22 protein-coding genes and 1 pseudogene are annotated in these 23,668 nt (G+C 69.6%); 13 read left to right on the top strand and 10 right to left on the bottom strand.

All coding sequences use genetic code 11. The features are described 5' to 3' along the window. Positions 1-34: 34 nt before the first annotated feature. Complete coding sequence (gene cysC / locus K228_RS0100865; RefSeq protein ID WP_025616699.1) at positions 35-1,561, top strand: adenylyl-sulfate kinase; 1,527 nt, start codon at positions 35-37, stop codon at positions 1,559-1,561. Positions 1,562-1,836: 275 nt separating this feature from the next. On the opposite strand, the gene K228_RS0100860 is transcribed toward cysC, so the two are convergent. The 3 genes from K228_RS0100860 to K228_RS0100850 form a co-directional block, all read right to left on the bottom strand. After that, on the bottom strand, positions 1,837-3,051 hold the full coding sequence (locus tag K228_RS0100860; RefSeq protein ID WP_018222693.1) for an NADP-dependent isocitrate dehydrogenase: 1,215 nt from the start codon (positions 3,049-3,051) through the stop codon (positions 1,837-1,839). A gap of 160 nt (positions 3,052-3,211) precedes the next feature. Beyond that, entirely contained in the window at positions 3,212-4,162 is a 951-nt protein-coding gene (locus tag K228_RS0100855) for a malate dehydrogenase (protein WP_025616698.1), read from the bottom strand. Between the two features lie 122 nt (positions 4,163-4,284). Then, complete coding sequence (locus K228_RS0100850) at positions 4,285-5,145, bottom strand: bifunctional methylenetetrahydrofolate dehydrogenase/methenyltetrahydrofolate cyclohydrolase (protein ID WP_025616697.1); 861 nt, start codon at positions 5,143-5,145, stop codon at positions 4,285-4,287. Positions 5,146-5,596: 451 nt separating this feature from the next. Between K228_RS0100850 and K228_RS0100845 the strand changes: the two genes are divergently transcribed. The 9 genes and pseudogenes from K228_RS0100845 (at position 5,597) to K228_RS0100810 (ending at position 14,310) form a co-directional block, all read left to right on the top strand. After that, on the top strand, positions 5,597-7,198 hold the full coding sequence (locus K228_RS0100845) for a peptide ABC transporter substrate-binding protein (protein WP_025616696.1): 1,602 nt from the start codon (positions 5,597-5,599) through the stop codon (positions 7,196-7,198). 89 nt (positions 7,199-7,287) lie between these two features. Beyond that, entirely contained in the window at positions 7,288-8,226 is a 939-nt protein-coding gene (locus K228_RS0100840; protein WP_018720570.1) for an ABC transporter permease, read from the top strand. Next, positions 8,219-9,187: an ABC transporter permease gene (locus tag K228_RS0100835; protein WP_025616695.1), complete on the top strand. Its 969-nt coding sequence runs from the start codon at positions 8,219-8,221 to the stop codon at positions 9,185-9,187. The genes K228_RS0100840 and K228_RS0100835 overlap by 8 nt, the downstream gene beginning before the upstream one ends. A gap of 5 nt (positions 9,188-9,192) precedes the next feature. Continuing rightward, entirely contained in the window at positions 9,193-10,278 is a 1,086-nt protein-coding gene (locus tag K228_RS0100830; protein ID WP_029723252.1) for an ABC transporter ATP-binding protein, read from the top strand. Then, a complete protein-coding gene (locus tag K228_RS0100825) occupies positions 10,262-11,302 on the top strand; it encodes an ABC transporter ATP-binding protein (RefSeq protein ID WP_025616693.1) in 1,041 nt (346 codons plus the stop codon). The genes K228_RS0100830 and K228_RS0100825 overlap by 17 nt, the downstream gene beginning before the upstream one ends. Positions 11,303-11,466: 164 nt before the next feature. Then, a pseudogene (locus K228_RS25240) lies at positions 11,467-12,619 on the top strand (helix-turn-helix domain-containing protein). A gap of 185 nt (positions 12,620-12,804) precedes the next feature. After that, entirely contained in the window at positions 12,805-13,050 is a 246-nt protein-coding gene (locus K228_RS26615) for a hypothetical protein (protein WP_080671501.1), read from the top strand. Then, positions 13,047-13,235 carry a hypothetical protein gene (locus K228_RS0100815; RefSeq protein ID WP_025616692.1) on the top strand — a complete coding sequence of 63 codons (189 nt, stop codon included), beginning with the start codon at positions 13,047-13,049 and terminating at the stop codon, positions 13,233-13,235. Before K228_RS26615 ends, K228_RS0100815 begins: the two co-directional genes overlap by 4 nt. Before the next feature lie 316 nt (positions 13,236-13,551). Beyond that, positions 13,552-14,310 carry an alpha/beta fold hydrolase gene (locus tag K228_RS0100810; protein WP_018252364.1) on the top strand — a complete coding sequence of 253 codons (759 nt, stop codon included), beginning with the start codon at positions 13,552-13,554 and terminating at the stop codon, positions 14,308-14,310. Between the two features lie 304 nt (positions 14,311-14,614). On the opposite strand, the gene K228_RS0100805 is transcribed toward K228_RS0100810, so the two are convergent. Then, the gene (locus tag K228_RS0100805) at positions 14,615-15,016 is read right to left on the bottom strand and encodes an ArsR/SmtB family transcription factor (protein ID WP_025616691.1); all 402 of its coding nucleotides are present in this window, start codon (positions 15,014-15,016) and stop codon (positions 14,615-14,617) included. A gap of 45 nt (positions 15,017-15,061) precedes the next feature. Here K228_RS0100805 and K228_RS0100800 point away from each other — a divergent pair, with 45 nt between their 5' ends. Next, positions 15,062-15,826 (top strand): SDR family NAD(P)-dependent oxidoreductase, encoded by a 765-nt coding sequence (locus K228_RS0100800; RefSeq protein ID WP_025616690.1) that lies wholly within the window; start codon positions 15,062-15,064, stop codon positions 15,824-15,826. Between the two features lie 6 nt (positions 15,827-15,832). Here the strand turns inward: K228_RS0100800 and purH are convergent, their stop codons facing one another. Beyond that, the gene (gene purH / locus K228_RS0100795) at positions 15,833-17,404 is read right to left on the bottom strand and encodes a bifunctional phosphoribosylaminoimidazolecarboxamide formyltransferase/IMP cyclohydrolase (protein WP_025616689.1); all 1,572 of its coding nucleotides are present in this window, start codon (positions 17,402-17,404) and stop codon (positions 15,833-15,835) included. Then, positions 17,401-18,021: a phosphoribosylglycinamide formyltransferase gene (purN, locus tag K228_RS0100790; RefSeq protein ID WP_025616688.1), complete on the bottom strand. Its 621-nt coding sequence runs from the start codon at positions 18,019-18,021 to the stop codon at positions 17,401-17,403. Before purN ends, purH begins: the two co-directional genes overlap by 4 nt. Positions 18,022-18,234: 213 nt before the next feature. Here purN and K228_RS25235 point away from each other — a divergent pair, with 213 nt between their 5' ends. Further along, a complete protein-coding gene (locus K228_RS25235; RefSeq protein WP_033776334.1) occupies positions 18,235-18,801 on the top strand; it encodes a DUF4190 domain-containing protein in 567 nt (188 codons plus the stop codon). Between the two features lie 14 nt (positions 18,802-18,815). Here K228_RS25235 and K228_RS0100780 read toward each other — a convergent pair whose 3' ends face one another. Further along, a complete protein-coding gene (locus K228_RS0100780; RefSeq protein ID WP_025616686.1) occupies positions 18,816-20,084 on the bottom strand; it encodes a cell division protein PerM in 1,269 nt (422 codons plus the stop codon). Positions 20,085-20,307: 223 nt separating this feature from the next. Here K228_RS0100780 and K228_RS0100775 point away from each other — a divergent pair, with 223 nt between their 5' ends. Beyond that, entirely contained in the window at positions 20,308-20,559 is a 252-nt protein-coding gene (locus tag K228_RS0100775) for a hypothetical protein (RefSeq protein WP_025616685.1), read from the top strand. A 60-nt stretch (positions 20,560-20,619) separates the two neighbouring features. Here K228_RS0100775 and sucD read toward each other — a convergent pair whose 3' ends face one another. The 3 genes from sucD to icmB all read right to left on the bottom strand — a co-directional run bounded on the left by sucD (position 20,620) and on the right by icmB (position 23,505). Further along, positions 20,620-21,507, bottom strand: a complete 888-nt coding sequence (sucD, locus tag K228_RS0100765; protein ID WP_025616684.1) for a succinate--CoA ligase subunit alpha — start codon at positions 21,505-21,507, stop codon at positions 20,620-20,622. A 2-nt stretch (positions 21,508-21,509) separates the two neighbouring features. Further along, entirely contained in the window at positions 21,510-22,688 is a 1,179-nt protein-coding gene (sucC, locus tag K228_RS0100760; protein ID WP_025616683.1) for an ADP-forming succinate--CoA ligase subunit beta, read from the bottom strand. A gap of 412 nt (positions 22,689-23,100) precedes the next feature. Beyond that, a complete protein-coding gene (icmB, locus tag K228_RS0100755) occupies positions 23,101-23,505 on the bottom strand; it encodes a coenzyme B12-dependent isobutyryl CoA mutase small subunit (RefSeq protein ID WP_012015020.1) in 405 nt (134 codons plus the stop codon). Between the last annotated feature and the right edge of the window lie 163 nt (positions 23,506-23,668).

Genomic DNA, 23,668 nt, shown 5'->3' with positions numbered 1-23,668 from the left:
AGAAACTAGTGCCGAACAGTGATTTGGGGGGTTCATGAGTAACGGTTGGGTGCCGCCCGACGAGGTGCTGCGGGACGCGCCGGCGTACTCGCCCCGCCCGGGTGAACTGGCCGACCTGGAGCTGCTTCTCACCGGGGCATACACCCCGTTGACCGGCTTCATGACCCGCGCCGACCTGGTCTCGGTGAGTCGGCGGGGCCGGCTCACCGACGGTGCTTCCTGGTCGGTGCCGGTGACGCTCCAGGTGCCGGCGGCCCTCGCCGAGCGGCTCGACATCCGGGATCCGGCCCGCCGCACGTTGGTGCTGACCGACGGTGAGGGGGCCCCGATGGCCGCGCTGGAGGTTGCCGACGCGTGGCCGGTCCGCGACGGGGTGACGGGGGTCGGTGGTCCGGTGCGCCGGCTCGGCGACGGCGGGCACGGCCCGTTCCAGCGGCTACGCCGCACCCCGGCGGAGATCCGCTCGCTACTGCCACCCGGCCGGGTGCTCGGGGTGGTCGCCGACCGGCCGCTACACCGACCGCAACTCGCCCAGATCGCCCACGCGACCCGTACCCTCGGCGCCCACCTGCTGGTGCTGATCCCGATCGGTGAGGACGGCGGCGAGCTGCCGCCGGAGGCCCTGGTTCGCAGCGTCTTCGCCGCCCGGGACCGGATGCCGCCGGCGACGCTGATCGCCGTTCCGCTGCCCCGTCGCCGCGAGGAGATCAGCGACGCACTGCTCCGGGCGCGGGTCTCGGCGGCGTACGGGGTGACCCATCTGCTCTCCACCGGCGAGATGCTCTCCGGGGCCGGGTTGCGGGTGCTGGTCCCGCGGGAGTTGGCCTACGACAACCGCGATGGGCAGTGGCGGTGGCGGGAGGACATCCCACCGCGCAACCGGCGGCAGGCGCTGACCCAGGCCGAGATCGACGACCTGCTGGACCGCGGATTCCCGCTGCCGGAGTGGCACACTCCGCCGGCGGTGGCGAAGGAGTTGGTGCACGCCCGCCCACCCCGCCGCTACCGAGGCTTGGTCATCTTCCTGACCGGCCTCTCCGGCTCCGGCAAGTCCACCATCGCCCGCGGTCTCGCCGATGCCCTCCGGGAGCAGGGCGAACGGACGGTCACCCTGCTCGACGGCGATATCGTGCGCCGGGAGCTGTCCGCTGGGCTCGGCTTCAGCAAGGCCGATCGGGACGCGAACGTCCGCCGGATCAGCTGGGTGGCCGCCGAGATCGCCCGGCACCGGGGAGTGGCGATCTGCTGCCCGATCGCCCCCTACGAGCAGGCGCGGGCCGCCGCTCGGAAGATGACGCTGGCCACTGGGGCGGGCTTCCTGCTGATCCACGTCTCCACCCCGCTGGAGATCTGCGAGCAACGGGACCGGAAGGGCCTGTACGCGCGCGCCCGCGCCGGTCTGCTGACCGGGATGACCGGAGTGGACGACCCGTACGAGAAGCCGACCGACGCCGACCTGACGCTCGACACGACCGACCTGTCAGTGGAGGATGCGGTGCAGGAGGTCCTGCACCAGCTGGCCGAGACGGGCTGGGTCGAACCCCGCCACCCGAGCGTGTAACCACCCTCCGGTCGCGCCGTTCCACGGCAGGGGACCGGGGCGCGGGGGGCCCGGGACAGGGCCCCCCGCTGGGAAGGGACGGCTGGCTGTGCGTGACAGCCGGGAAAGCTGACGGGCGGCGCACGTCGCGGGCGACCGTGGTCAACCTTCCTGGACGCGACTGGCATCTCGTCCATCTGGGTCAACGAGGCGCGCCGAAGAAAGTCGCGCCACCCGCCGGCTCGAACCCGCCCGCCGATTACCTCACCGGTAGTCGGCGGCCCCGCCGGTCGGAGTCAGGCGAGCTTGCGGGCCAGGTTCTCGTCCAGCGCGTTCATGAACTCGTCGGTGGTCAGCCACGGGGCGTCCCGCGAGATGAGCAGCGCGAGGTCCTTGGTCATCTGGCCGCCCTCGACGGTCTCGATGATGACCTTCTCCAGAGTGTTGGCGAACTCGACAACCGCCGGGGTGCCGTCCAGCTTGCCCCGGTGGGCCAGGCCCCGGGTCCAGGCATAGATCGAGGCGATGGGGTTGGTCGAGGTCTTCTCGCCCTTCTGGTACTGCCGGTAGTGCCGGGTGACGGTACCGTGCGCGGCCTCGGCCTCGACGGTGCGGCCGTCGGGGGTCATCAGCACGGAGGTCATCAGGCCGAGCGAGCCGAAGCCCTGCGCGACGGTGTCGGACTGCACGTCACCGTCGTAGTTCTTGCAGGCCCAGACGAAGCCGCCCTCCCACTTGAGCGCCGCGGCGACCATGTCGTCGATCAGCCGGTGCTCATAGCTGATGCCGGCCGCCTCGAAGTCGGCCTTGAACTCGGCCTCGTAGACCTCGGCGAAGATGTCCTTGAACCGGCCGTCGTACGCCTTGAGGATGGTGTTCTTGGTCGACAGGTAGACCGGGTAGCCCCGGTCGAGGCCGTACCGCATGGAGGCGCGGGCGAAGTCCCGGATCGACTCGTCGAAGTTGTACATGCCCATGGCGACGCCGCCACCGGGGAAGTTGGCGATCTCCATCTCGACCGGCTGGGTGCCGTCGGTCGGGGTATAGGTGATGGTGACCTTGCCGGGCCCGGGGACGACGAAGTCGCTGGCCTTGTACTGGTCGCCGTGGGCGTGCCGGCCGATGATGATCGGCTTCGTCCAACCGGGCACCAGCCGCGGCACGTTGGACATGATGATCGGCTCACGGAAGACGACGCCGCCGAGGATGTTGCGGATGGTGCCGTTCGGCGACCGCCACATCTTCTTCAGGCCGAACTCCTCGACCCGCGCCTCGTCCGGAGTGATCGTGGCGCACTTGACGCCGACGCCGTGCTCCTTGATCGCGTTGGCGGCGTCAACGGTGGCCTGGTCGTCGGTCTCGTCCCGGTGCTGGATCGAGAGGTCGTAGTAACGCAGGTCGACGTCGAGGTAGGGCAGGATCAGCTGCTCCCGGATCTGCTTCCAGATGATCCGGGTCATCTCGTCGCCGTCGAGCTCTACGACCGGGTTGTTTACCTTGATCTTCGCCATCGGCCGGCGCTCCTCTCGGGGGACACATGCTCAAGCAGTACGAGCGTACTGCAAACAATCCCGGTCTCCCCAGCCGGCCTCATTCCCGGGGCCCGAACCCCTCGGCGAGGGGGACGGCGGCCCCGCGGCCGGGTGACCACGGGGCACTGCCGTCGGTCGATCACATGCTGGCGACGTCGCTCTGCTTGGCGCGAACCGCCTCGGCGGCCTCCTTCAGGGCGGCCAGCTCATCGGCGTCCAGGTCGGTCTCGACGACCCGCCGGATACCCTGCGCGCCGATCTCCGCCTCCACCCCGAGGTAGACGCCGGAGATGCCGTACTCCCCGTCCACCCAGGCGCAGACCGGCAGGACCTCGCCGGAGTCCTCGGCGACGGCCTTCGCCATCCGGGCGGCGGCGGCCGACGGGGCGTAGTAGGCCGAGCCGGTCTTGAGCAGCGCCACCACCTCGGCGCCACCGTTACGGGTCTTGACCACCAGCTCCTCGATCTGCTCGGCGGGCATCGCCTCGCGCAGCGGCTTGCCGGCCACGCTGCTCTTCGACGGCACCGGGACCATGGTGTCCCCGTGCGAGCCCAGCGTCAGCGTCCGCACCGACGCCACCGGCACGTCGAGTGCCTCGGCCACGAAGTTGGTGAACCGCGCGGTGTCCAGCATGCCGGCCTGGCCGAGCACCCGGTTGTGCGGGAACTGGGTGGCGATCTGGGCCAGCGCGGTCATCTCGTCGAGCGGGTTGGAGACCACGATCACGACGGCGTTCGGCGCGTACTTGGCGACGTTCTCGGCGACCTGCCGGACAATCTTGGCGTTGGTCTCCAGCAGGTCCATCCGGCTCATGCCCGGCTTGCGCGGCAGGCCGGCGGTGACAACGACGACATCCGAGCCCTCGATGGCCTCGTAGCCCTCGCCGTTGGGGCCGGTGGTCACGCCAACCAGCTTGGTCTCGAAGCCCTCGATCGCCCGGGACTGGTTGAGGTCCAGGGCGAGACCCGCCGGCTTGCCCTCCACGATGTCCGTGATCACGACGGTGCCGAAGACGTCGTACTCGGCCAGACGCTGCGCGGTGGTGGAGCCGTAGAAGCCGGCCCCGACGACAGTGACCTTCTTACCCATTGACGTCCCACTCCCTGATACCAGTCGGTTTTTCCGGACCGTATCAGCCATCCTGACACCGATCCGGTCAGGGGCGGACGGTTATGACCCCGATGGGTGCGCTTCGGTGCCGCTGCGGGACTTCAGCCGCGCTCGGCCCGCTCCACGACGTTGGTCAGCAGCATCGCGCGGGTCATCGGCCCCACTCCACCGGGCATCGGGACCAGGGCCCCGGCCACCTCGGCGACGCCGGGATCCACGTCGCCGGTGTAGCGGCCCTTACCGTCGGGGCCGACCACCCGGGTGATCCCGACATCCACCACGACCGCACCCGGCGTGATCATGTCGGCGGTGAGCAGCCCCGGCACGCCGGCCGCGACGATCACGATGTCCGCGGCCCGGGTGTGCGCGGTGAGGTCGAGCGTGCCGGTGTGGCAAAGGGTGACGGTCGCGTTCTCGCTGCGCCGGGTGAGCAGCAGCCCGAGCGGGCGGCCGACCGTGTTACCCCGACCGACCACGACGACCCGGGCACCTCGCAGCGCCACGTCGTGCCGGCGAAGCAGCTCGACGATCCCGCGCGGGGTGCAGGGCAGCGGCCCCGGGTAGCCGAGCACCAGCCGGCCCAGGTTGACCGGGTGCAGACCGTCGGCGTCCTTGTCCGGGTCGATCAGCTCCAGCACCCGCTGGGTGTCCAGGTGGCCGGGGAGCGGCAGCTGCACGATGTAGCCGTGACAGGCCGGGTCGGCGTTCAGGTCGGCCAGTACGGCGTCCACCTGCTCCTGCGTGGCGTCGGCCGGAAGCTCCCGACGGAGCGAGGCGACGCCGACCTCGGCGCAGTCCCGGTGCTTGCCGTTGACGTACGCCTGGGAGCCGGGATCGCCGCCGACCAGGACGGTGCCGAGCCCGGGGGTGACACCCCGTTCCGCCAGAGCCTTCACCCGCACCCGCAGCTCGTCCTTGATCTCGGCTGCGGTCGCCTTGCCGTCCAGAAGCGTCGCCGTCACCTCCAGATCGTCTCACGCCGACCCGGTGCGGAGCCGACGACCCGGGCAGCCCACGGCCGGCGCTGCTGTGACCGGGGACACCAGGCCCGCCAGCCGCGTGCAATAAGTCACTCTGAGTAACGCATGTTGGCCCAAGAACCAGACACCCAATCGCGGTCGGGGGCACGCCGGACGGTCGGGGGCACGCCGGACGGTCGGCGACGGCGGGTTCGGAGTCGCCGTTACGGGTCGACACACCCCGACAAATCCACCAATTCGGTGAGCCAAAGGCGCAGGTCAACAGCGGAATCTATAGCACGGAGGGGCACCCCCAACAAGGCCCAACCCCACCCTCCGTTACGACTTCGCAACCCTTTCGTTGTCGATCGCCAACCGGTGACCTACCGTTGCCGATCGTTGCGCAGCGTTACCCAACGTCGGGTCCTGCGCAGCGTGAGGATGAGGAGGCTTCATGCGCGTTCGTAGACTCGCCGCCTGGACGGCCCTCCCGCTCGCGGTGACCCTGGGCCTGACGGCCTGCGGCTCCGGCAGCGGTGGTTCCGGCGGGACCGACCCCAACGCGGCCGTGCGGATCGAGATCGCCGAGCCGCAGCACCTGGTTCCGACCAACACCAACGAGACCAGTGGCTCGCAGGTGCTCGCCGCCCTGTTCAGCCCGCTGGTCGACTACGACGACGCCAACCAGGCGTACGAGGTGGCAGCCGAGTCGGTGACCTCCGAGGACAACATCACCTGGACGATCAAACTCAAGGACGGCTACACCTTCCACAACGGCGAGCCGGTCACCGCCGACAACTACATCGACGCCTGGAACTACGGCGCCTACGCCCCGAACGGCCAGGGCTCGAGCTACTTCTTCGAGAAGATCGCCGGGTACGAGGACCTTCAGGGCGAGACCCCGACGGCGCAGACGCTGTCCGGCCTGGAGAAGGTTGATGACCTGACCTTCAACGTCACCCTGTCCGCGCCGTACTCCGGTTTCCGGACCATGCTCGGGTACAACGCCTTCTACCCGCTGCCGAAGGCCGCGTTCTCGGAGCCGGGCGTGCTCGACGAGGGCTACGAGCAGGCACCGATCGGTCAGGGCCCGTTCAAGATGAAGGGCACCTGGCAGCACGACGCCCGGGTCGAGGTCGAGCGGTACGACGCCTTCCCCGGCGAGCAGCCGAAGGTGGCGGGCGTCGAGTTCCGGATCTACCAGCAGCCCGCCGCCGCGTACGCGGATGTCCTCTCGGACAACCTCGACGTGATCAAGGCGATTCCGACCGAGAACCTGTCGACCGCCCCCACCGACCTGGGGGACCGGTTCCAGACCAGCCCCGGATCGTCCTTCCAGTTCCTCTCCTTCCCGACCTACCAGGAGGAGTTCAGCAACCCGGACGCGCGGAAGGCGATCTCGATGGCGATCGACCGGGAGGAGATCACGAAGGCGGTCTTCAAGGACTCGCAGACTCCGGCCCGCTCGTTCGTCTCCCCGGTTGTCGCGGGCTACCGCGAGAACACCATCGGCGACGCCGGCACCTTCGACCCGGCCAAGGCCAAGGCGCTCTACGAGAGCGCGGGCGGCCCGAGCCAGATCGAGATCTCGTACAACGGCGACGGCGGCCACAAGGACTGGGTCGACGCCACCTGCAACCAGCTCAAGGCGAACCTGGATGTGGCGTGCGTCGGCAGCGCCGAGCCGAAGTTCTCCGACCTGCTGACGAAGGTCAAGGCGGAGCAGCCGGTCGGCCTGTTCCGGATGGGTTGGGTCATGGACTACCCGTCCATGGAGAACTACCTCGGCCCGCTGTACAGCAGCAACGGCTCGTCGAACTTCTACGGCTACGAGAACCCCGAGTTCGACAAGCTGGTCGCCGAGGGCACGGCGGCAGCCTCCGAGGAGGAGGCGATCGCGAAGTACCAGCAGGCCGAGGAGCTGCTGGCCGAGGACATGCCAGTGATCCCGCTGCGCTACGGCCAGAACGTCTTCGGGCACTCGAGCAAGGTCACGAACGTGGAGTTGGACCTCTTCAACCGAGTCGACCTGCTCAAGATCGAGGCAGTCCAGTAATTCCGTAACGAGCGGCGTGGTCGGGTCACCGGGTAGCTGGTGACCCGACCACGCCTCCCCTTCGCCCTTTTTCAGAGAGACTGCCTAGTATGGTCCGCTTTATTCTGCGACGACTACTCCAGATGGTCCTCGCCTTCTTCGGGACCACGCTGATCGTCTACGCGCTGATGTTCGCCGGTCAGGGTGACCCCATCCAGGCGCTCGCCGGCGAACGCCCGGTGACCGAAGCCCAACGGGCATACCTGACGGAGAAGTTCCACCTGGACCGGACCGGTATCGACGGCTTCTTCTACCGCTACTTCGACTACATCCGGAACCTGCTCCAGGGCGACCTCGGCGAGTCCCTCACCGGGCGGCAGATCGGCGACATCCTCGCCGCCGCCTGGCCGGTGACGATCAAGCTGGCCCTGATCGCGATGACGGTCACCGTGCTCGTCGGGGTCACCGCCGGTGTGCTCGCCGGCATTCGGCGAGCCAGCATCTTCGACAACTCGACGCTGCTGCTGACCCTGGTCGTGCTCGCCGTGCCGACCATCGTGCTGGCACCCATCGCGCAGTACCTCCTCGGCGTCCGGTGGCAGCTCTTCCCACCCACGGCCGGCGCCGACCCCGACTTCTACGCGCTCCTGCTGCCCGGGATCGTCCTCGGCTCCCTCTCCCTGGCCACCGCGCTGCGGCTGACCCGGACCTCGGTGGCCGAAAACCTGCGCGCCGACTACGTCCGCACCGCCCGGTCGAAGGGCCTGGTCAAGCGACGGATCGTCGGCATCCACGTGCTGCGTAACTCGCTCATCCCGGTGGTCACCTTCCTCGGCGTCGAGTTAGGCAACCTGATGGGCGGCGCGATCATCACCGAAGGGGTGTTCAACATTCCCGGGGTCGGTTTCAACCTCTTCCGTGCCATCCGTACCGAGGACGGTCCGTTGGTGGTGGGGATCGTCAGCGTGCTGGTCGTGGTCTACCTCATCGCCAACCTGGTGGTGGACGTGCTCTACGCCGTACTCGACCCGAGGATCCGTTATGAGTGATTTCCAGACGGTGGCCGGGTCGGAGGACCCGAATGCCCGGCGCGGTCCCTCCGGCGAGCCGAACGCGCCGAACCAGGTCGGCGGCACCTCCGTCGCCCCCGGCCGACCGCGCAGCCTCGCCGGCGACGCCTGGCGAGACCTACGGCGAAAGCCAATCTTCTGGATCAGCTCCGCCCTGGTCCTGGTGGTCACCGCGATGGCCGCCGTGCCCGCGCTGTTTACCGCCGCCGACCCGGCCGACTGCCTACTCTCCCGGCAGCACGCCGGCCCCGCCGGTGGAGCCATCTTCGGGTACGACTTCCAGGGCTGCAACACTTATGCCCGGGCGGTCTACGGTGCCCGCGCCTCACTCCTGGTCGGCGCCCTGTCGGCGGTGCTCACCGGGCTGATCGCGCTCACCGTCGGCATGCTCGCCGGGTACTTCGGCCGGTGGATCGACGCCATCCTCTCCCGGGTAATCGACATCGTGCTCGGTATCCCGCTGCTGCTCGCCGCGATCGTGCTGCTCAAACGAGTCGCCAGCGACAGCGCGACGATCCGGATCGCGGCGGTCATCTTCGTCCTGGCGGTGCTCGGCTGGACCACGACGGCCCGGGTGGTCCGCTCGTCGGTGATCACCGCGAAGGAGCAGGACTACGTCTCCGCCGCCCGGATGCTCGGCGCGAGCAACAGCCGGATCATGTGGCGACACATCCTGCCCAACACCCTCGCTCCCGCCATCGTGGTGCTGACCATCGCGCTCGGGTCGTTCATCGCGGCCGAGGCGACGCTCTCCTTCCTCGGCATCGGGCTCAAGGCGCCCACAATCTCCTGGGGCATCGACATCAACAACGGTCGGGTGCACATGCGGGAGTCGGCCACCCCGCTGATCGTCCCATCGACCTTCCTCGCGCTGACCGTGCTGGCGTTCATCATGCTCGGCGACGCGATCCGAGACGCCTTCGACCCGAAACTCCGGTGAGCCCCATGCGCCGGAACCGGCCCACTCGTGGCAGCGAGCGAAAGGCAGACCCTGTGTCCCAGTCCGCCGTCCAACCCACGCCCGCCTCCCCCACCCCGGAGGGCGGCCACCTGCTCGAGGTACGGGACCTGCACGTCGAGTTCCGCACCGGCGAAGGTGTGGCGAAGGTGATCAACGGTGTCTCGTACCACCTGGACGCCGGGGAGACCCTCGCCGTACTCGGCGAATCGGGCTCCGGCAAGTCAGTCACCGCCCAAGCGATCATGGGCATCCTGGACACCCCGCCCGCGGTGATCCGCTCCGGGCAGATCCGCTACCAGGGACGCGACCTGCTCACCCAGTCCGAGGAGCAACGCCGGCAGGTACGCGGTACCGAGATCTCCATGATCTTCCAGGATGCCCTCTCCGCGCTGAACCCGACCTTCCCGGTCGGCTGGCAGATCGGCGAGACGCTGCGCCAACGGGCTGGGATGTCCCGCGGCGACGCCCGCCGGCGGGCGATCGAGCTGATGGAGCTGGTCAAGATCCCGGCTGCGGCCAGCCGACTCGGCGACTACCCGCACCAGTTCTCCGGCGGCATGCGGCAACGGGTCATGATCGCCATGGCGTTGGCGCTGAACCCGAAGGTCCTCATCGCCGACGAGCCGACCACCGCGCTGGACGTGACCGTGCAGGCCCAGATCATGGACCTTTTGTCCGACCTGCGCCGAGACCTCCGCATGGCGATGATCCTGATCACTCACGACCTCGGCGTGGTAGCCGGCGTCGCCGACCGGATCGCCGTCATGTACGCCGGGCGGATCGTCGAACACGCCGACGTCCGGTCGCTGTACAAGGCACCCGCCCACCCGTACACCAAGGGGTTGTTGAAGTCGATCCCGCGGCTGGACTTCCAGGGCCAACAGCTGTCGACCATCCGGGGCCTGCCGCCGAACCTGATGCGGATCCCCTCCGGCTGCCCCTTCCACCCCCGATGCCCATACGTCCAGCAGGTCTGCGTGGACGTCGTACCGCACGACCTGGTCCTCGGCGACGGCCGGACCAGCGCGTGCCACTTCGCGCAGGAGGTCCGCGATGACCGCGCCCGCTAGCCCGCCGAAGAAGGTACGCGGCGAGCCGATCCTCGCCGTCGAAAACCTGGTCAAACACTTCCCGATCACCCGGGGCGTCATCTTCCAGCGCCAGATCGGCGCGGTCCGCGCCGTGGACGGGGTCAGCTTCGACCTGCGCCGCGGGGAAACCCTCGGCATCGTCGGCGAGTCCGGCTGCGGCAAGTCCACCCTGGCCCGGCTGCTGATGCGGCTGGAGATGCCGACCTCCGGAGCGGCGACCCTGGAGGGGCGGGACCTCTTCGCCGCCCGTGGCGGGGAGTTGCGCCGGCTCCGCCGCAACATGCAGATGGTCCTCCAGGATCCCTACACCTCGCTGAATCCGCGGATGACCGTCGGCGACATCATCGGTGAACCCTTCGAGATCCACCCGGGGGCGGCGCCCAGGGGCAGCCGGCAGCGGCGGGTCCAGGAACTGCTGGACATGGTCGGGCTCAGCCCCGAGCACATCAACCGGTACCCACACCAGTTCTCCGGTGGCCAGCGGCAGCGCATCGGCATCGCCCGTGCGCTCGCGCTGCGCCCCGAGGTCATCGTCTGTGACGAGCCGGTCTCCGCGCTGGACGTTTCGATCCAGGCGCAGGTGATCAATCTGCTCGAGCAGCTTCAGGACGAGCTCGGTCTCTCGTACATCTTCATCGCCCACGACCTGTCGGTGGTACGGCACATCTGCGACCGGGTCGCGGTGATGTACCTGGGTCGGATCGTCGAGCTCGGCACCGAGGAGGAGATCTACCAGCGGGCCACCCACCCGTACACCCAGGCACTGCTGTCGGCGGTGCCGGTGCCCGACCCGGAGCAGCGGGACAGCCAGAACATGATCCGCCTGATCGGTGACGTGCCGAGCCCGGCGAACCCGCCGAGCGGCTGCCGGTTCCGCACCCGGTGCTGGAAGGCGCAGGATGTCTGCGCCACCCAGGACCCGGACACCGTGCCGCGCGCCGCCGACCCGCACCCGTCGGCCTGCCACTTCGCCGAACTCCGCGAGCCAGCGTCCCCCTCCTGACGACCGCACCCCAGCTCGCGGCCACCAGGAATCCGGGCAGCGGACTTCGGTTGACGCCCCAGCCGATGAGCGCACACAGTGGGACCAGGACATCGTCCCGCCGCCACAAGCCGCTGTTCGAGGGGACTACTATGCCTCGCCGAGCCATACCTGCTGATCCGTCCGTGGGCGACCGCATCCGGGCCCGACGTGAGCTGCGCGGCTGGAGCATCCGACATGCCGCGAGTCGTGCGGGTATCTCACACACAACATGGTCACGCATCGAGCGCGGGTTGCAGCGCACGGATCGGTACATGGTGGTCGATTTGGCTGCCGCCCTGGAATGTTCGGTTGTTGACCTCACGGGACAGCCATACACTCCCGCCGACCGACAGCTCGAAGGCGCGCATCGAAGCCGAACGGGTGTGGCGGGCGATGATGGCGCACCCGTTCGGCGGACCACCGGTGGTCGGTGTCGGGGCTGCCAATGTGGGGCAGGTAGCTCGGGAAGCAGCGTTGGTGCGGGACCTGTACGGCCGGTGTGACTACGCCGGTGCGCTGCGTCGGCTGGTGGACCTCCTACCGACCTTGCACAAGGTGACCGATCAGCGGGCGGCGTACCAACTGATGCTGCCGGTGTACGGGGTGGCGATGGGGTCACTGCTGAACGTCGGCTATCCGGCCCACGCGTGGCTGGCCGCCGAGCGGTGCGCCGAGGCGGCGGACCTGCTCGACGATCCGGTTGCGGTAGGGGTCGCGGCGGCGAACCGAGCCCGGGTGGCGGCGCACACCGGCGCGTACGGTGCCGCGCGAGCGTACTGCGATCGGGCCGGGTTGGACCTGGAGGGCAGTGATGCGGAGACGGCCTTGGACGTGCTCGGCTTCCTACACCTGGCCCGCGCGCATCACCTCGCTGGGTTGAAGGACCAGATCACGGCTGAAGATCACCTCGACGAGGCGGCACAGATCGCCACACACACCGGGGAGACAACCAGCTGGGATCTGGCATGGGGACCGAGCAACGTGGCGTTGTGGCGAATGGCCTACCAGCTCGACACCGGTCGCCCAAATGAGGCGCTGCTGACCGCCGGCGGGGTGGCCGTCGCGGAGCTGCCAGCGGTACGTCAGGTGTACTTCTGGCTGGACATGGCCCGAGCAATGGTCGCGGCCGAACGCGAGCGAGACGCGGTACGGATGCTGTCGACGGCCGAACGGATTGGCCCGCAGCACACCCGGTCGTCAACGGCGGCGCGAGAGATCGCGCGGGGACTGCTGCGCCGGGGTCTTATTTCCACTGATTTGCGGGGCCTGTGCGAACGCATGGGAGTCACCGGCTGATAGTGGTGCGTAGGTGTTCCACCACACAACGTGCTGTTCATAGCGTTCCGATCAGGACACGAAGACAGGAACCTCACGCCATGTCAACCGTGTCCGCTGGGTGGCGGCGATAGCAACCCGAGCACAGCGCCTCTGTCTGCGCCTGCCGTCGCCGCCCTCCCATCACGACAAGGGAGACGGAACCTGTGACGATCTGGTCTAAACTGCGCTACCTCGTGCTGTGGCTGCTGCGGCGCTCCGATGCTTCCCCGCCACCTGGCCTCGGGGAGCGCCACCAGGCGATTGAGCGGGAAGCGGCCCGGCGGCGGCTGCTCGAACAGGCGAGACGACTACGGGACACGCAGTGGCACCGCGAGCCGACTCAGCCCGCGCCCCCTACCCGGACGACGGTGGCGCAGAGCACCGATGGTGAGACCAGGGGCCATCGATGAGACCGGCGGCCGACCAGCAGGAACAGGCGATCCTCGCCGCGCACGTACCCGGACCTGACGGCATGTGCACCGGTTGCCACGCCTGGTGGTCGCGGCTGACGCCGTACCCGTGCCCGCAGGCCGACTGGGCAACCAGCCGGCACGCCCGCAGAATCACCCACCGCTTCCTGCACGGTGCCGGATGACCGCCCACAGCCCGGTCACCCGAGCATGGACCCGCAGCGGCTGCGGCCAGCCCTGGCCCTGCCCAACCCGAAATCACGAGCTATCGGCGGAGTACGATCGTGCACGACGGCCCGCGACAGCTGGGGATCAGCGGCGGCACGGCCGGACACGGTGACCATGGCCCTACCCGAGACGCTCACCGCCGTCCATCAGGGCCATATGCCGGACACACACGGATGGGTGTGCCACTGAGGCTCCACCACCCGTCCACGCTTGACGCTCACTAATCGACTACCAATCGACGTACCAAACTGGCAGAAGGAAGGTACAGCACACGTGGTGCTGCTCTCGCACGACATGGCGGGGACCGGTGACACGGTCGTCCTGCTGCATTCCTCGGTGTGTGACCGGCGGATGTGGGACCCGCAGTGGCAGTCGCTACTGGACGCCGGGTACCGCGTGGTGCGCTGTGACTTCCGGGGCTATGGGCAGACACCGGTGCCGGACGCGCCGAACAACAATGCGGACGATGTACGTGAACTGCTGGACGCACTGGGCATCGAGCAGACGGCCGTCGTCGGCTCCTCCTACGGCGGCCGGGTGGCCCTGGAGTTCGCGGCCCGCTGGCCGAACCGGGTGAGCGCTCTGGCGCTGCTCTGCGCCGGCTCACCCCACCATGAGCCCACCGCGGAGCTGGACACCTTCGACGCCGAAGAGGAGGCTCTGGTCGACGCCGACGACCTGGACGGCGCGGTCGAGCTCAACGTACGTACCTGGCTGGGACCGGACGCCGACGACGAGACGCGCGAGAAGGTACGGGGCATGCAGCGGCACGCCTACGACGTACAGCTCGCCGCGGAGGAGGAGTACGACCAACTGGAGGCGGACTGCGAGCTGTCGACGATCACGGCCCGCACCCTGATCGTCTCGGGCAAGCACGATCTGGACTACTTCCAGCAGGTCGCCATCGACCTGGCCGACCGCCTCTCCGACGCCCGGCACGTACAACTGCCGTGGGGCGGGCACCTCCCGAGCCTTGAGCGCCCCGCCGAGACCGCGACGCTCCTCAAGGGCTTCCTGAACACGTCCTCCTGACCCGATGCCTCGCTCGCCCACCTGATGCACGGGGCGAGGCGGGCGCGGGGCGACTCGCGCCGACCGGGCCGGCCGGGATCGGTGGCCGGGTGGACATGCCGCCCTACCGCCGGCCTCCTGCCCGTCCGGTCGGCGGCTTTGTTCGGGCTGTCCGGGCAAAGTAGAGCCGCCATGGTGGTCATGCCGGCCGTCTTGGCAGCGGCGATAACCTCCTCCTCCCGGATCGATCCGCCGGGCTGGGCCCCTGATGCCAACCCCGAGGGTTTCGATCCGCGCGGCACCCGACTGTCGAACTGCGAGGCCCTCAGCTTTCGATCTGCGGGGCTCCAGGCTTTCGATCTGCGCGGGCCTCGGGTGGGCCACCGACGACGCCAACATGGCCGCCCACGTCGTCCCGATCGGCGGCGCCGAGGACGGCGCCCAGCAGCCCGGGGAAGCGGGCGTCGAGGTCACCGCCACGGAGCTCGACGAAGCAGCGGGTGCCTTCCTGCCGGGTGCGGGTGATACCCGCATCGCGGAGCACGCGCAGGTGGTGGCTGAGGGTGGACTTGGCGACCGGCACGCGAAGTTCGCCCCACCCGCGTTCGCGACCATCGGCAAGCACCCGTACCAGGCCGACCCGGATGGGGTCGTTGAGAGCCCCCAGCACGTCGATGAGGGAGATCTCGTCGGGGTCGGGATGTCGTGCCTTCTTCATGGCGACCATGGTACCTTGTTCGACGTTTTACGAACGTCGAACATTGGAGTGGCAGTGAACGCCAGACCCTGTACCGATCTCACCGCACATGTCGTTGTCGTCACCGGCGCCGGATCCGGCATCGGCCGCGCCACAGCACACGCGTTCGCCCGCGCGGGCGCCCGGGTGCTGGGCGTCGGCCGCCGCAAGGATGCCCTTGCGGAGACCGCCGCCGGACACCCCGCGATCGCCGTCCACCCGGCCGACCTGAACGACCCCGGAGCACCGCAGGAAGTGGTGGACGCCGCAGTCGACCGCTGGGGACAACTGGACATGCTGGTCAACAACGCCGGCGCTACCAGGATCATGCCGTTGGCGCACACCACGGCCGCGGGCATCGCCGCCCTGTTCGACCTCAACGTCGTCGCGCCCAGCCTGCTGGCGCACGCGGCCCTACCGCACCTACGCCGGAGCCGCGGATCGATCGTCAACGTCTCCAGTACCTACGGCCACCGACCCCTGCCCGGCGCCGCCCACTACGCGGCCTCCAAAGCCGCCCTCGAACAGCTCACCCGGAGCTGGGCGGCAGAACTCGCGGTGGACGGCATCCGGGTCAACGCCCTGGCTCCCGGCCCAACCGAGAGCCAGGCGTTGGCCGCCGCCGGACTCTCCGACCCGGCCATCGAAGAGATCAAGCAAGCAGAGGCCGTCCGCATCCCCCTCGGTCGCCGCGGTGATCCCGAAGAGGTCGCCACCTGGATTCTGCGCCTGGCCGACCCGGCCAGCACCTGGCTGACCGGGCAGGTGCTCACTGTCGACGGCGGGCTGGAGCTGACCTGACCTCGGTCAGTGGAAGAAGTGCCGAGTGCCGGTCAGGTACATGGTCACGCCGGCCGCCTTGGCAGCTTCGATGACCTCCTCGTCCCGGATCGATCCGCCGGGTTGGACGATCGCCCGCACTCCGGCGTCGAAGAGGATCTTCGGCCCGTCGGCGAACGGGAAGAACGCGTCGGAGGCGCACACCGCACCGCGCGCCCGTTCGGCGCCGGCCCGCTCCACCGCCAGCCGGGCCGAGTCGACCCGATTGACCTGCCCCATACCCACGCCGACGGTTGCCCCGTCGCGGGCGAGGAGGATCGCGTTGCTCTTCACCGCTCGGACCGCCCGCCAGGCGAAGGCCAGGTCCCGCAGGGTCGCCTCGTCGGCGATCTCGCCGGTCGCCAGCTGCCAGGTGGCCGGGTCGTCACCCGCGGCGTCCACCCGGTCCCGCACCTGCACCAGCATCCCACCGGTGACCGGTCGCCACTCCGCCGACGCCGGCGCGTAGGCCGGGGCGCGCAGCAGGCGCACGTTCTTCTTGCCCCGCAGCACCTCGAGCGCGTCGGGTTCGAACTCCGGGGCGACAACCACCTCGGTGAACACCTCCGCCACCTGCCCGGCGAGCTCGACGCCGACAGGCCGGTTCACGGCGATCACGCCACCGAAGGCGGACACCGGATCGCAGGCGTGTGCCTTGCGGTGTGCCTCGGCGACGTCCGCGCCCACCGCGATGCCACACGGGTTGGCGTGCTTGATGATCGCCACCGCCGGCTGGTCGGAGAAGTCGTTGGCGGCCCGCCAGGCGGCGTCGGCGTCAACGTAGTTGTTGTACGACATCTCCTTGCCGTGCAGCTGCTCGGCCTGGGCGAGCCCGGCCGGGCTCGACGGGTCGGTGTAGAGGGCGGCCGGCTGGTGCGGGTTCTCCCCGTACCGCAGCACCGCGTCGCGACGCAGCGCCAGCCCGGCGAAGCCCGGCCACGGCGCGTCCTCCTCGACCAGCTCCCGCGCGCACCACTCGGCGACGGCCACGTCGTAGTCGGCGATCACCGCGAACGCCCGGGCCGCGAGCGCCCGACGCTGCGCCAGGGTGAAGCCACCCGCCCGTACCGCCGCCAGCAGTTGGGGGTAGCCCGACGCCTCGGTCACCACGGCGACCGAGGCGTGGTTCTTGGCGGCGGCCCGCACCATCGCCGGCCCACCGATGTCAATCTGCTCGACACACTCGTCCTGCCCCGCCCCGGAGGCGACAGTCGCCTGGAACGGGTACAGGTTGGACACCAACAGATCGATCGCCCCGATGCCATGCTCGGCGAGTTGCCCCACGTGTGACTCCTTGCGCAGGTCCGCGAGGAGACCACCGTGGATCTTGGGATGCAGGGTCTTGACCCGGCCGTCGAGGATCTCCGGGAACCCGGTCACCGAGTCCACCGCGGTGACCGGCACGCCAGCACCGGCGATGGCCGACGCGGTGCTTCCGGTCGAGACGATCTCCACGCCGGCGTCGTGCAACGCCTGGGCCAGCTCGGCCAGACCGGCCTTGTCGTAGACGCTGACCAGCGCCCGCCGAATCGGGCGGCGCTCGTCCTGACTGGAACTCACGGGACCGTGACCTTTCTTCCGGTGATCGTCCAACCTGCACGGACCAGGCGACCCACCTGCTCGACGAGCTGGCGTCGCTCGGCCTCCTTGATGCGCTCGGTGAGCGTCTGCTCGTCGTCATCGTCCCGGACCGGCACCGCGACCTGGGCGACAATCGGGCCGGTGTCCGTGCCCGCGTCGACGAAGAAGAGGGTGGCCCCGGTGATCTTCACCCCGTAGGCGAGCGCGTCGCGGGGCCCATGCATGCCGGGGAAGGCCGGCAGCAGGGTGTTGTGCGTGTTCAGATAGCGGTCGCCGAACGCGGCGAGGAAATGCGGGCCGACCAGCTTCAGGAAGCCGGCGGAGACGACCAGATCCGGTGTGTGCTCGGCGACCCGCGCGGTGAGCGCGGCGTCCCAGTCGGAGCGGGTCGGATGGTCCTTCACCCGCTCAACGAAGGTCGGTAGCCCCGCCGCCGCGGCCCGATCCAGCCCAGCGATGCCGTCGCGGTCCGCCCCGACCGCGACCACCCGGGCCCCGTACCCGGAGTCGGTGCCGGCGTCGAGCAACGCCTGAAGGTTACTGCCGGAGCCGGAGACGAGAACGACGATACGGGCGGCAGACGCGGGCTCAGGCACCGGACAACCCTATCGGGGCGGCCCGGCCGCCGGTCCGCTGGGCGGCAAGCCGACGCTGAATCAGCGACCGGACCAGGTACGCTGCCGGTCGCTCTCCCGTGCACCGGTAGCGACAGTTGTCCCGATGTCGCACCCTGTTCAAAGGAGTAGCGAGAGATGCCGCCCGGAATTCCGCCCAATCCTCGAACTCCTGCTGATCGACCGGGAGGACGCATGCAGCCCGACCCATCCGCCCCGCAACACGATCCGTCCACCCCACCGGCCAACCCGTACGCCCCACCGGCGGACCCGTACGCCCCACCGGCCAACCCGTACGCCCCACCGGCGGACCCGTACGCCCCACCGGCCGACCCGTACGCCCCACCGGCCACGTCGGGTTCGAAGCAGCCGTACCCCCCGCCGCCGGTGAACCCGTACGCCATGCCCAGCGCACCGCCAAGCCCACCACCACCGGACCCGTACGCCGCGCCGCACCCGGGGCCCTACGGTGGGGTGCAGATGTACCCGAACGCGGGCTACCCGTTCCCGGCGGGAAAGCAGAACACGCTCGGGCTGGTCTCCATGATCCTCGGCATCGCGTCGGTCCCGCTGGCCTGTTGCTTTCTCGGCCTGCCGGTGGGCATCGCCGCGGCGGTGACCGGATGGCTCGGCCAGCAGAAGGTCGAGCAGGGGCTCGCGGACAATCGCGGCCAGGCCCTGGCCGGCATGATCTGCGGAGCGATCGGCGCGCTGCTGGGCCTCGGCTGGGGTGTCCTGAACCTCGTCGGGCTCGCCCTCTAGCCGCCTCGACGCGGTCAGCCGCGGGACAGGAAGCGGGCCGCTACCACGCCACCCAGCACGCCGGTCCCGGTCACCACGGTCGCCACCGCCGCCACCTGCCACGGCACCGGTCCGACCTCCGCCAGCCGGCCCGCACCAAGCGGGCCGGCTGACGCCGCCGCCGCGGCCCCCACCAGTAGGCCCGCCACCGGGCCGGCGAGCGCCGCCGGGCGCAGCAGCGGCCCCCACTCTTCCCGGGCTCTGTTGCTGCCGAGTCGAAGCACCCGACGGGTCAACGACCAGCCCGCGACCATCCCGACCAGAACCGGCACCGCGAGCAGGCCCGTTCCCAGGCCGTCCACCGGTCCACCGGGGAGGCCCGCGACCAGCGGCAGAGCCGGCAGCACCCCAACTGTCACCTCGCTGGTCTGCACCGTGGTGTCGGTGCCAACCGCGAACCCGGGGCCGAGCAGGTAGCTGGTTGACCATACCGCCGCGTTCGGGGCATACGCCAGGTTGACCAGGGTGATCCCGGCCTGCCCCGCCACCCCGGTGTGGTAGGCCGCGATCAGGTCGGCCGCGTCACCACCGCCGGTCGCCACCGCCAGCCCCGCCACGCCGGCCCCCGCCGCGAGTAGCAGAAGCGCCGCGACCAGACCGGTCCGGATCCCCTCCCGCAGCGGTAGCGGCGCCCGCGCGGCGAGCAGGTCACCGAGCCCAGTCGTACGAACCGCCCCGACGAGGGCAGCAACTGTGGCGACAACGGCGAGGGTCAAGCCGGTCCGTATCGGCGACACGTCCAGTTTCCCGCCGGTGACCAGCAGGGCGGCGAGCACTCCAAGAATGGTGTACGCGAGCCCGACCGCCCCCGCGGCGACGAACGCGCGCTTTGGCGACCTGCTGCCCCGGGCGCCGATGGCCCGGGTGACGTGCACCCCGGCCCGGATGAGTCGCCAGCCGGCCAGCAGGGTCACCGCCAGCGGGGCGAGCCCGAGCGGACCGGTGTTCGTCGTCAGCGGGACGCCGTGCCCGAGCAACCAGCCGGCCAGCCCGACCCGGACCGCGTCCGGCAGGCTCGACGCACCCTCACTGAGCTGGAAGAACCAGAGCACCACTGCCACCGGCAACCAGGAGGTGAGCGCCGCCCCGACAGCGGCGACGCCCGCGGCGACGGCCAGCGGCGGGCGACTCGGCGGCCCACCCGCCCGTGGTACGGGGACCCGGCGAGCCGGCCCGGGTCGCCCCGGTGGGCGGGCGCCCACCCGGGCGCGTCGGCCGGGCTGATCGGGGGTGACAGAGGACATCAGGTCCACTCTGACATGCCGTGGGGGCGGTGGCAGGTCGATAAACCCCCCGGGCGGGTTCGAGTTGCGTGATCCACCGTCTCCTGCCTCCGATCCGGTCTAGCCTCGGCCACAGGACGCCACCGCGGCCGACCGGTGTGTCAAGTGGGGACCTTCACCACCGGAGGTGTTGACCGTGCCCCTGCACCCGGGCGGGCGCGGCACCGATGCAAGGAGGCACGCCGTGACCGCTGCATATCCGCCGCCCAGCGCGGCGGCGGGCAAGGACCGGACGACGCTCTGGGGCGTACTGGGCATCGTCGTCGGCTTGCTCTGCTGCGGCGTCCTCGGGATCGTCTTCGGCTACCTGTCGATCCGCGATGCGCGGCGCTTCGGCAATTCGCCGGTGCTCGGCTGGTTGGGCATCGCCTTCGGCGTACTCAACATCATCGGCAACGGACTTCTCTACATTGGCGGCAGCAATCCGTTCAGCTGAGTTGACGACTGGAGGGATCAGCCGTGGACGGCCGATCCCTCCAGCTGTCGCCGCCGGGGCTCAGCCTGCGGACATGATCTCCCGCATCAGCCGGGCCGTCTCGGTCGGAGTCTTGCCGACCTTGACGCCGACTGCTTCCAGCGCCGTCTTCTTGGCCTCCGCCGTGCCGGCCGAGCCGGAGATGATCGCACCGGCGTGCCCCATCGTCTTCCCGGGCGGGGCGGTGAAGCCAGCGATGTAGCCGACCACCGGCTTGGTGACGTTCGCCTTGATGAACTCGGCAGCCCGCTCCTCAGCGTCGCCACCGATCTCACCGATCATGACGATCGCATCGGTGTCCGGGTCGTCCTCGAACGCGGCCAGCGCATCGATGTGTGTGGTGCCGATGATCGGGTCACCGCCGATGCCGACACAGGTGGAGAAGCCGATGTCGCGCAGCTCGTACATCATCTGGTAGGTCAGCGTGCCGCTCTTGCTGACCAGGCCAATCCGGCCGGCGCCGGTGATGTCGGCCGGGATGATGCCGGCGTTGGAGGCGCCCGGCGAGACGATCCCCGGGCAGTTCGGCCCGATGATTCGGGTCCGCTCGCCCTGCGCCACGTTGTACGCCCAGAAGGCGGCGGTGTCGTGCACCGGCACACCCTCGGTGATCACCACGGCGAGCGAGATGCCGGCGTCGATCGCCTCGATCACCGCACTCTTGGTGAACTGCGGCGGCACGAAGATGACCGTCACGTTGGCGCCGGTCTCCCGCATCGCGTCGGCGACGTTCGCGAAGACCGGCAGCTGGGCGCCGTCGAAGTCGACGGTGGTACCCGCCTTGCGCGGGTTCACCCCACCGACGATGTCGGTCCCCGCGGCGAGCATCCGCCGAGTGTGCTTGGAACCCTCGGAACCGGTCATCCCCTGCACGATGACCTTCGAGTCCTTAGTCAGCCAGATCGCCATTGTCAGACCCCCGCAGCGGCCAGCTCGGCGGCCCGCTCGGCCGCACCATCCATCGTGTCGACCCGCTGGATCAGCGGGTTGTTCGCGCCGTCGAGAATCGCCCGACCGGCCTCCGCATTGTTGCCGTCGAGGCGGACGACCAGCGGCTTGGTGACCTTCTCGCCCCGCTGCTCGAGCAGGGCCAGCGCCTGCACGATGCCGTTGGCGACCGCGTCGCAGGCGGTGATGCCGCCGAAGACGTTGACGAAGACGCTCTTCACGGCGGGGTCGGAGAGCACGATCTCGAGGCCGTTGGCCATCACCGCGGCGCTCGCACCGCCACCGATGTCGAGGAAGTTGGCCGGCTTCACGCTGCCGTACCGCTCACCGGCGTACGCGACCACGTCGAGGGTCGACATGACCAGCCCGGCGCCGTTACCGATGATGCCAACCTCACCGTCAAGCTTGACGTAGTTGAGGTCCTTCTCCTTCGCGGCCTGCTCGAGGGGGTCCACCGCGGCCTGGTCAACCAGTGCCTCGTGGTCCGGGTGCCGGAACGCCGCGTTCTCGTCCAGGCTGACCTTGGCGTCGAGCAGGAGCAGCCCGCCCTCGGCGGTCTTGGCGAGCGGGTTCACCTCGACCAGCGTCGCGTCCTCGGCGACGAACGCCTGCCACAGGTTTACCGCGATCTCGACGGCCTGGTCGGCGACCTCGGCCGGGAAACCGGCCTGGGTGACGATCTGCCGGGCCGTCGCCGCGTCCACGCCGGTGTTCGCGTCGATCGGCGCCTTGACGACCTTCTCCGGCGTCTCGGCGGCTACCTGCTCGATGTCCATCCCACCGGCGACACTGGCGATGCAGAGGAAGGTGCGGTTCGCCCGGTCCAGCAGGTAGGAGAAGTAGTACTCCTCGGCCACGTCCGCGGTCACGGTGATCATGACCTTGTGGACGGTGTGCCCCTTGATGTCCATGCCGAGGATGTCGGTGGCCCGGGCCACCGTCTCCTCCGCGCCCTCGGTCAGCTTCACCCCGCCGGCCTTGCCCCGGCCGCCGACCTTCACCTGGGCCTTGACAACCACCCGACCGCCGAGGCGATCGGCGATCGCGCGGGCCTCCTCCGGGGTCGTGGCGACGCCGCCAGCGAGCACGGGCAACCCGTGTCGCTCGAACAGGTCCCGCCCCTGGTACTCGTACAGGTCCACGATTGCGCGTCCCGTCCCGTCTCCGCGGCGCGCCGTCGCGCCGCCACCAGCGTATGGAAAACAGTTTGACGCCTGTCATCAGTTGTAACAGGCCATTGAAGGCAGCCTAGCGAGGTCGACACCACCAACGACCAAGCGGGTACGTGGTGTGCGGTTTTGCACAGCTGACCGGTCAGCACCCATCGTTTGGCCGAGTGTCAACCTTCCGGACGATGTTTTCCCCGACACGTAACCCCGGGGGTCAGGCCTCGTTGAGTCAGATGTCGAAGCGCTGGTCAGCGCGGCGACGAGACGGCCGATGCCCTGTCGGTCGAGGGGTGGCGGCGGGGCATCGTGCATAGAGAGGCCGGGCGTGTGAGGGGTGCGTCCGGCCTCTCCCCCTGTCCGGCCCGTGAACTCTCCGGGCCGGTCGTCAGGCGACGGCCTGCGCCACGTTCTGCCGAACCCAGTCCACGATCGATCCCGTGGTGGCGCCCGGAGTGAAAATCTTGGCTACGCCAATCTGCTGCAGTTCCGGGATATCAGTGTCCGGGATGATGCCCCCACCAAAGACGACGATGTCTCGCGCGTCTCGCTCAGCAAGGAGCTCCAACACCCGCCGAAAAAGGGTCATGTGCGCCCCGGACAGAACGGAAAGTCCGACCGCGTCGGCGTCCTCCTGGATCGCGGTCTCCACGATCTGTTCCGGGGTCTGATGCAGACCGGTGTAGATGACCTCCATCCCGGCGTCCCGGAGGGCACGCGCGACGACCTTTGCGCCGCGGTCATGGCCGTCCAGGCCCGGTTTGGCGACGACGACCCGAACACGAGAGCTCATCTGCGCATCCCTTTCACCGGCTCCGCGGCTTGACCTTAACGAACGGTAACCCGACCGGTCCGGGCTGAGGAATCCGGGCCGTCGAACACCCCGCAGCCTCGGCCCCCACCCACCGGACAGCAGGACAACACCCGGGGGTTGGTCAAGTCGGACGGCTCCACCG

It is taken from the genome of Salinispora cortesiana, assembly GCF_000484695.1.
GTDB classification, from domain to species: Bacteria; Actinomycetota; Actinomycetes; order Mycobacteriales; family Micromonosporaceae; genus Micromonospora; species Micromonospora cortesiana.
The sequence above is the reverse complement of the archived record's forward strand: the minus strand, read 5'-3'. Positions and strand labels throughout refer to the sequence as shown.

Bases quoted from the DNA above. Each gene is read 5' to 3' on its own strand.
- cysC (WP_025616699.1), top strand. From the start codon at position 35: ATGAGTAACGGTTGGGTGCCGCCCGACGAGGTGCTGCGGGACGCGCCG.
- K228_RS0100860 (WP_018222693.1), bottom strand. From the start codon at position 3,051: ATGGCGAAGATCAAGGTAAACAACCCGGTCGTAGAGCTCGACGGCGAC.
- K228_RS0100855 (WP_025616698.1), bottom strand. From the start codon at position 4,162: ATGGGTAAGAAGGTCACTGTCGTCGGGGCCGGCTTCTACGGCTCCACC.
- K228_RS0100845 (WP_025616696.1), top strand. From the start codon at position 5,597: ATGCGCGTTCGTAGACTCGCCGCCTGGACGGCCCTCCCGCTCGCGGTG.
- K228_RS0100840 (WP_018720570.1), top strand. From the start codon at position 7,288: ATGGTCCGCTTTATTCTGCGACGACTACTCCAGATGGTCCTCGCCTTC.
- K228_RS0100835 (WP_025616695.1), top strand. From the start codon at position 8,219: ATGAGTGATTTCCAGACGGTGGCCGGGTCGGAGGACCCGAATGCCCGG.
- K228_RS0100830 (WP_029723252.1), top strand. From the start codon at position 9,193: ATGCGCCGGAACCGGCCCACTCGTGGCAGCGAGCGAAAGGCAGACCCT.
- K228_RS0100825 (WP_025616693.1), top strand. From the start codon at position 10,262: ATGACCGCGCCCGCTAGCCCGCCGAAGAAGGTACGCGGCGAGCCGATC.
- K228_RS0100815 (WP_025616692.1), top strand. From the start codon at position 13,047: ATGAGACCGGCGGCCGACCAGCAGGAACAGGCGATCCTCGCCGCGCAC.
- K228_RS0100805 (WP_025616691.1), bottom strand. From the start codon at position 15,016: ATGGTCGCCATGAAGAAGGCACGACATCCCGACCCCGACGAGATCTCC.
- K228_RS25235 (WP_033776334.1), top strand. From the start codon at position 18,235: ATGCAGCCCGACCCATCCGCCCCGCAACACGATCCGTCCACCCCACCG.
- K228_RS0100780 (WP_025616686.1), bottom strand. From the start codon at position 20,084: ATGTCCTCTGTCACCCCCGATCAGCCCGGCCGACGCGCCCGGGTGGGC.
- sucD (WP_025616684.1), bottom strand. From the start codon at position 21,507: ATGGCGATCTGGCTGACTAAGGACTCGAAGGTCATCGTGCAGGGGATG.
- icmB (WP_012015020.1), bottom strand. From the start codon at position 23,505: ATGAGCTCTCGTGTTCGGGTCGTCGTCGCCAAACCGGGCCTGGACGGC.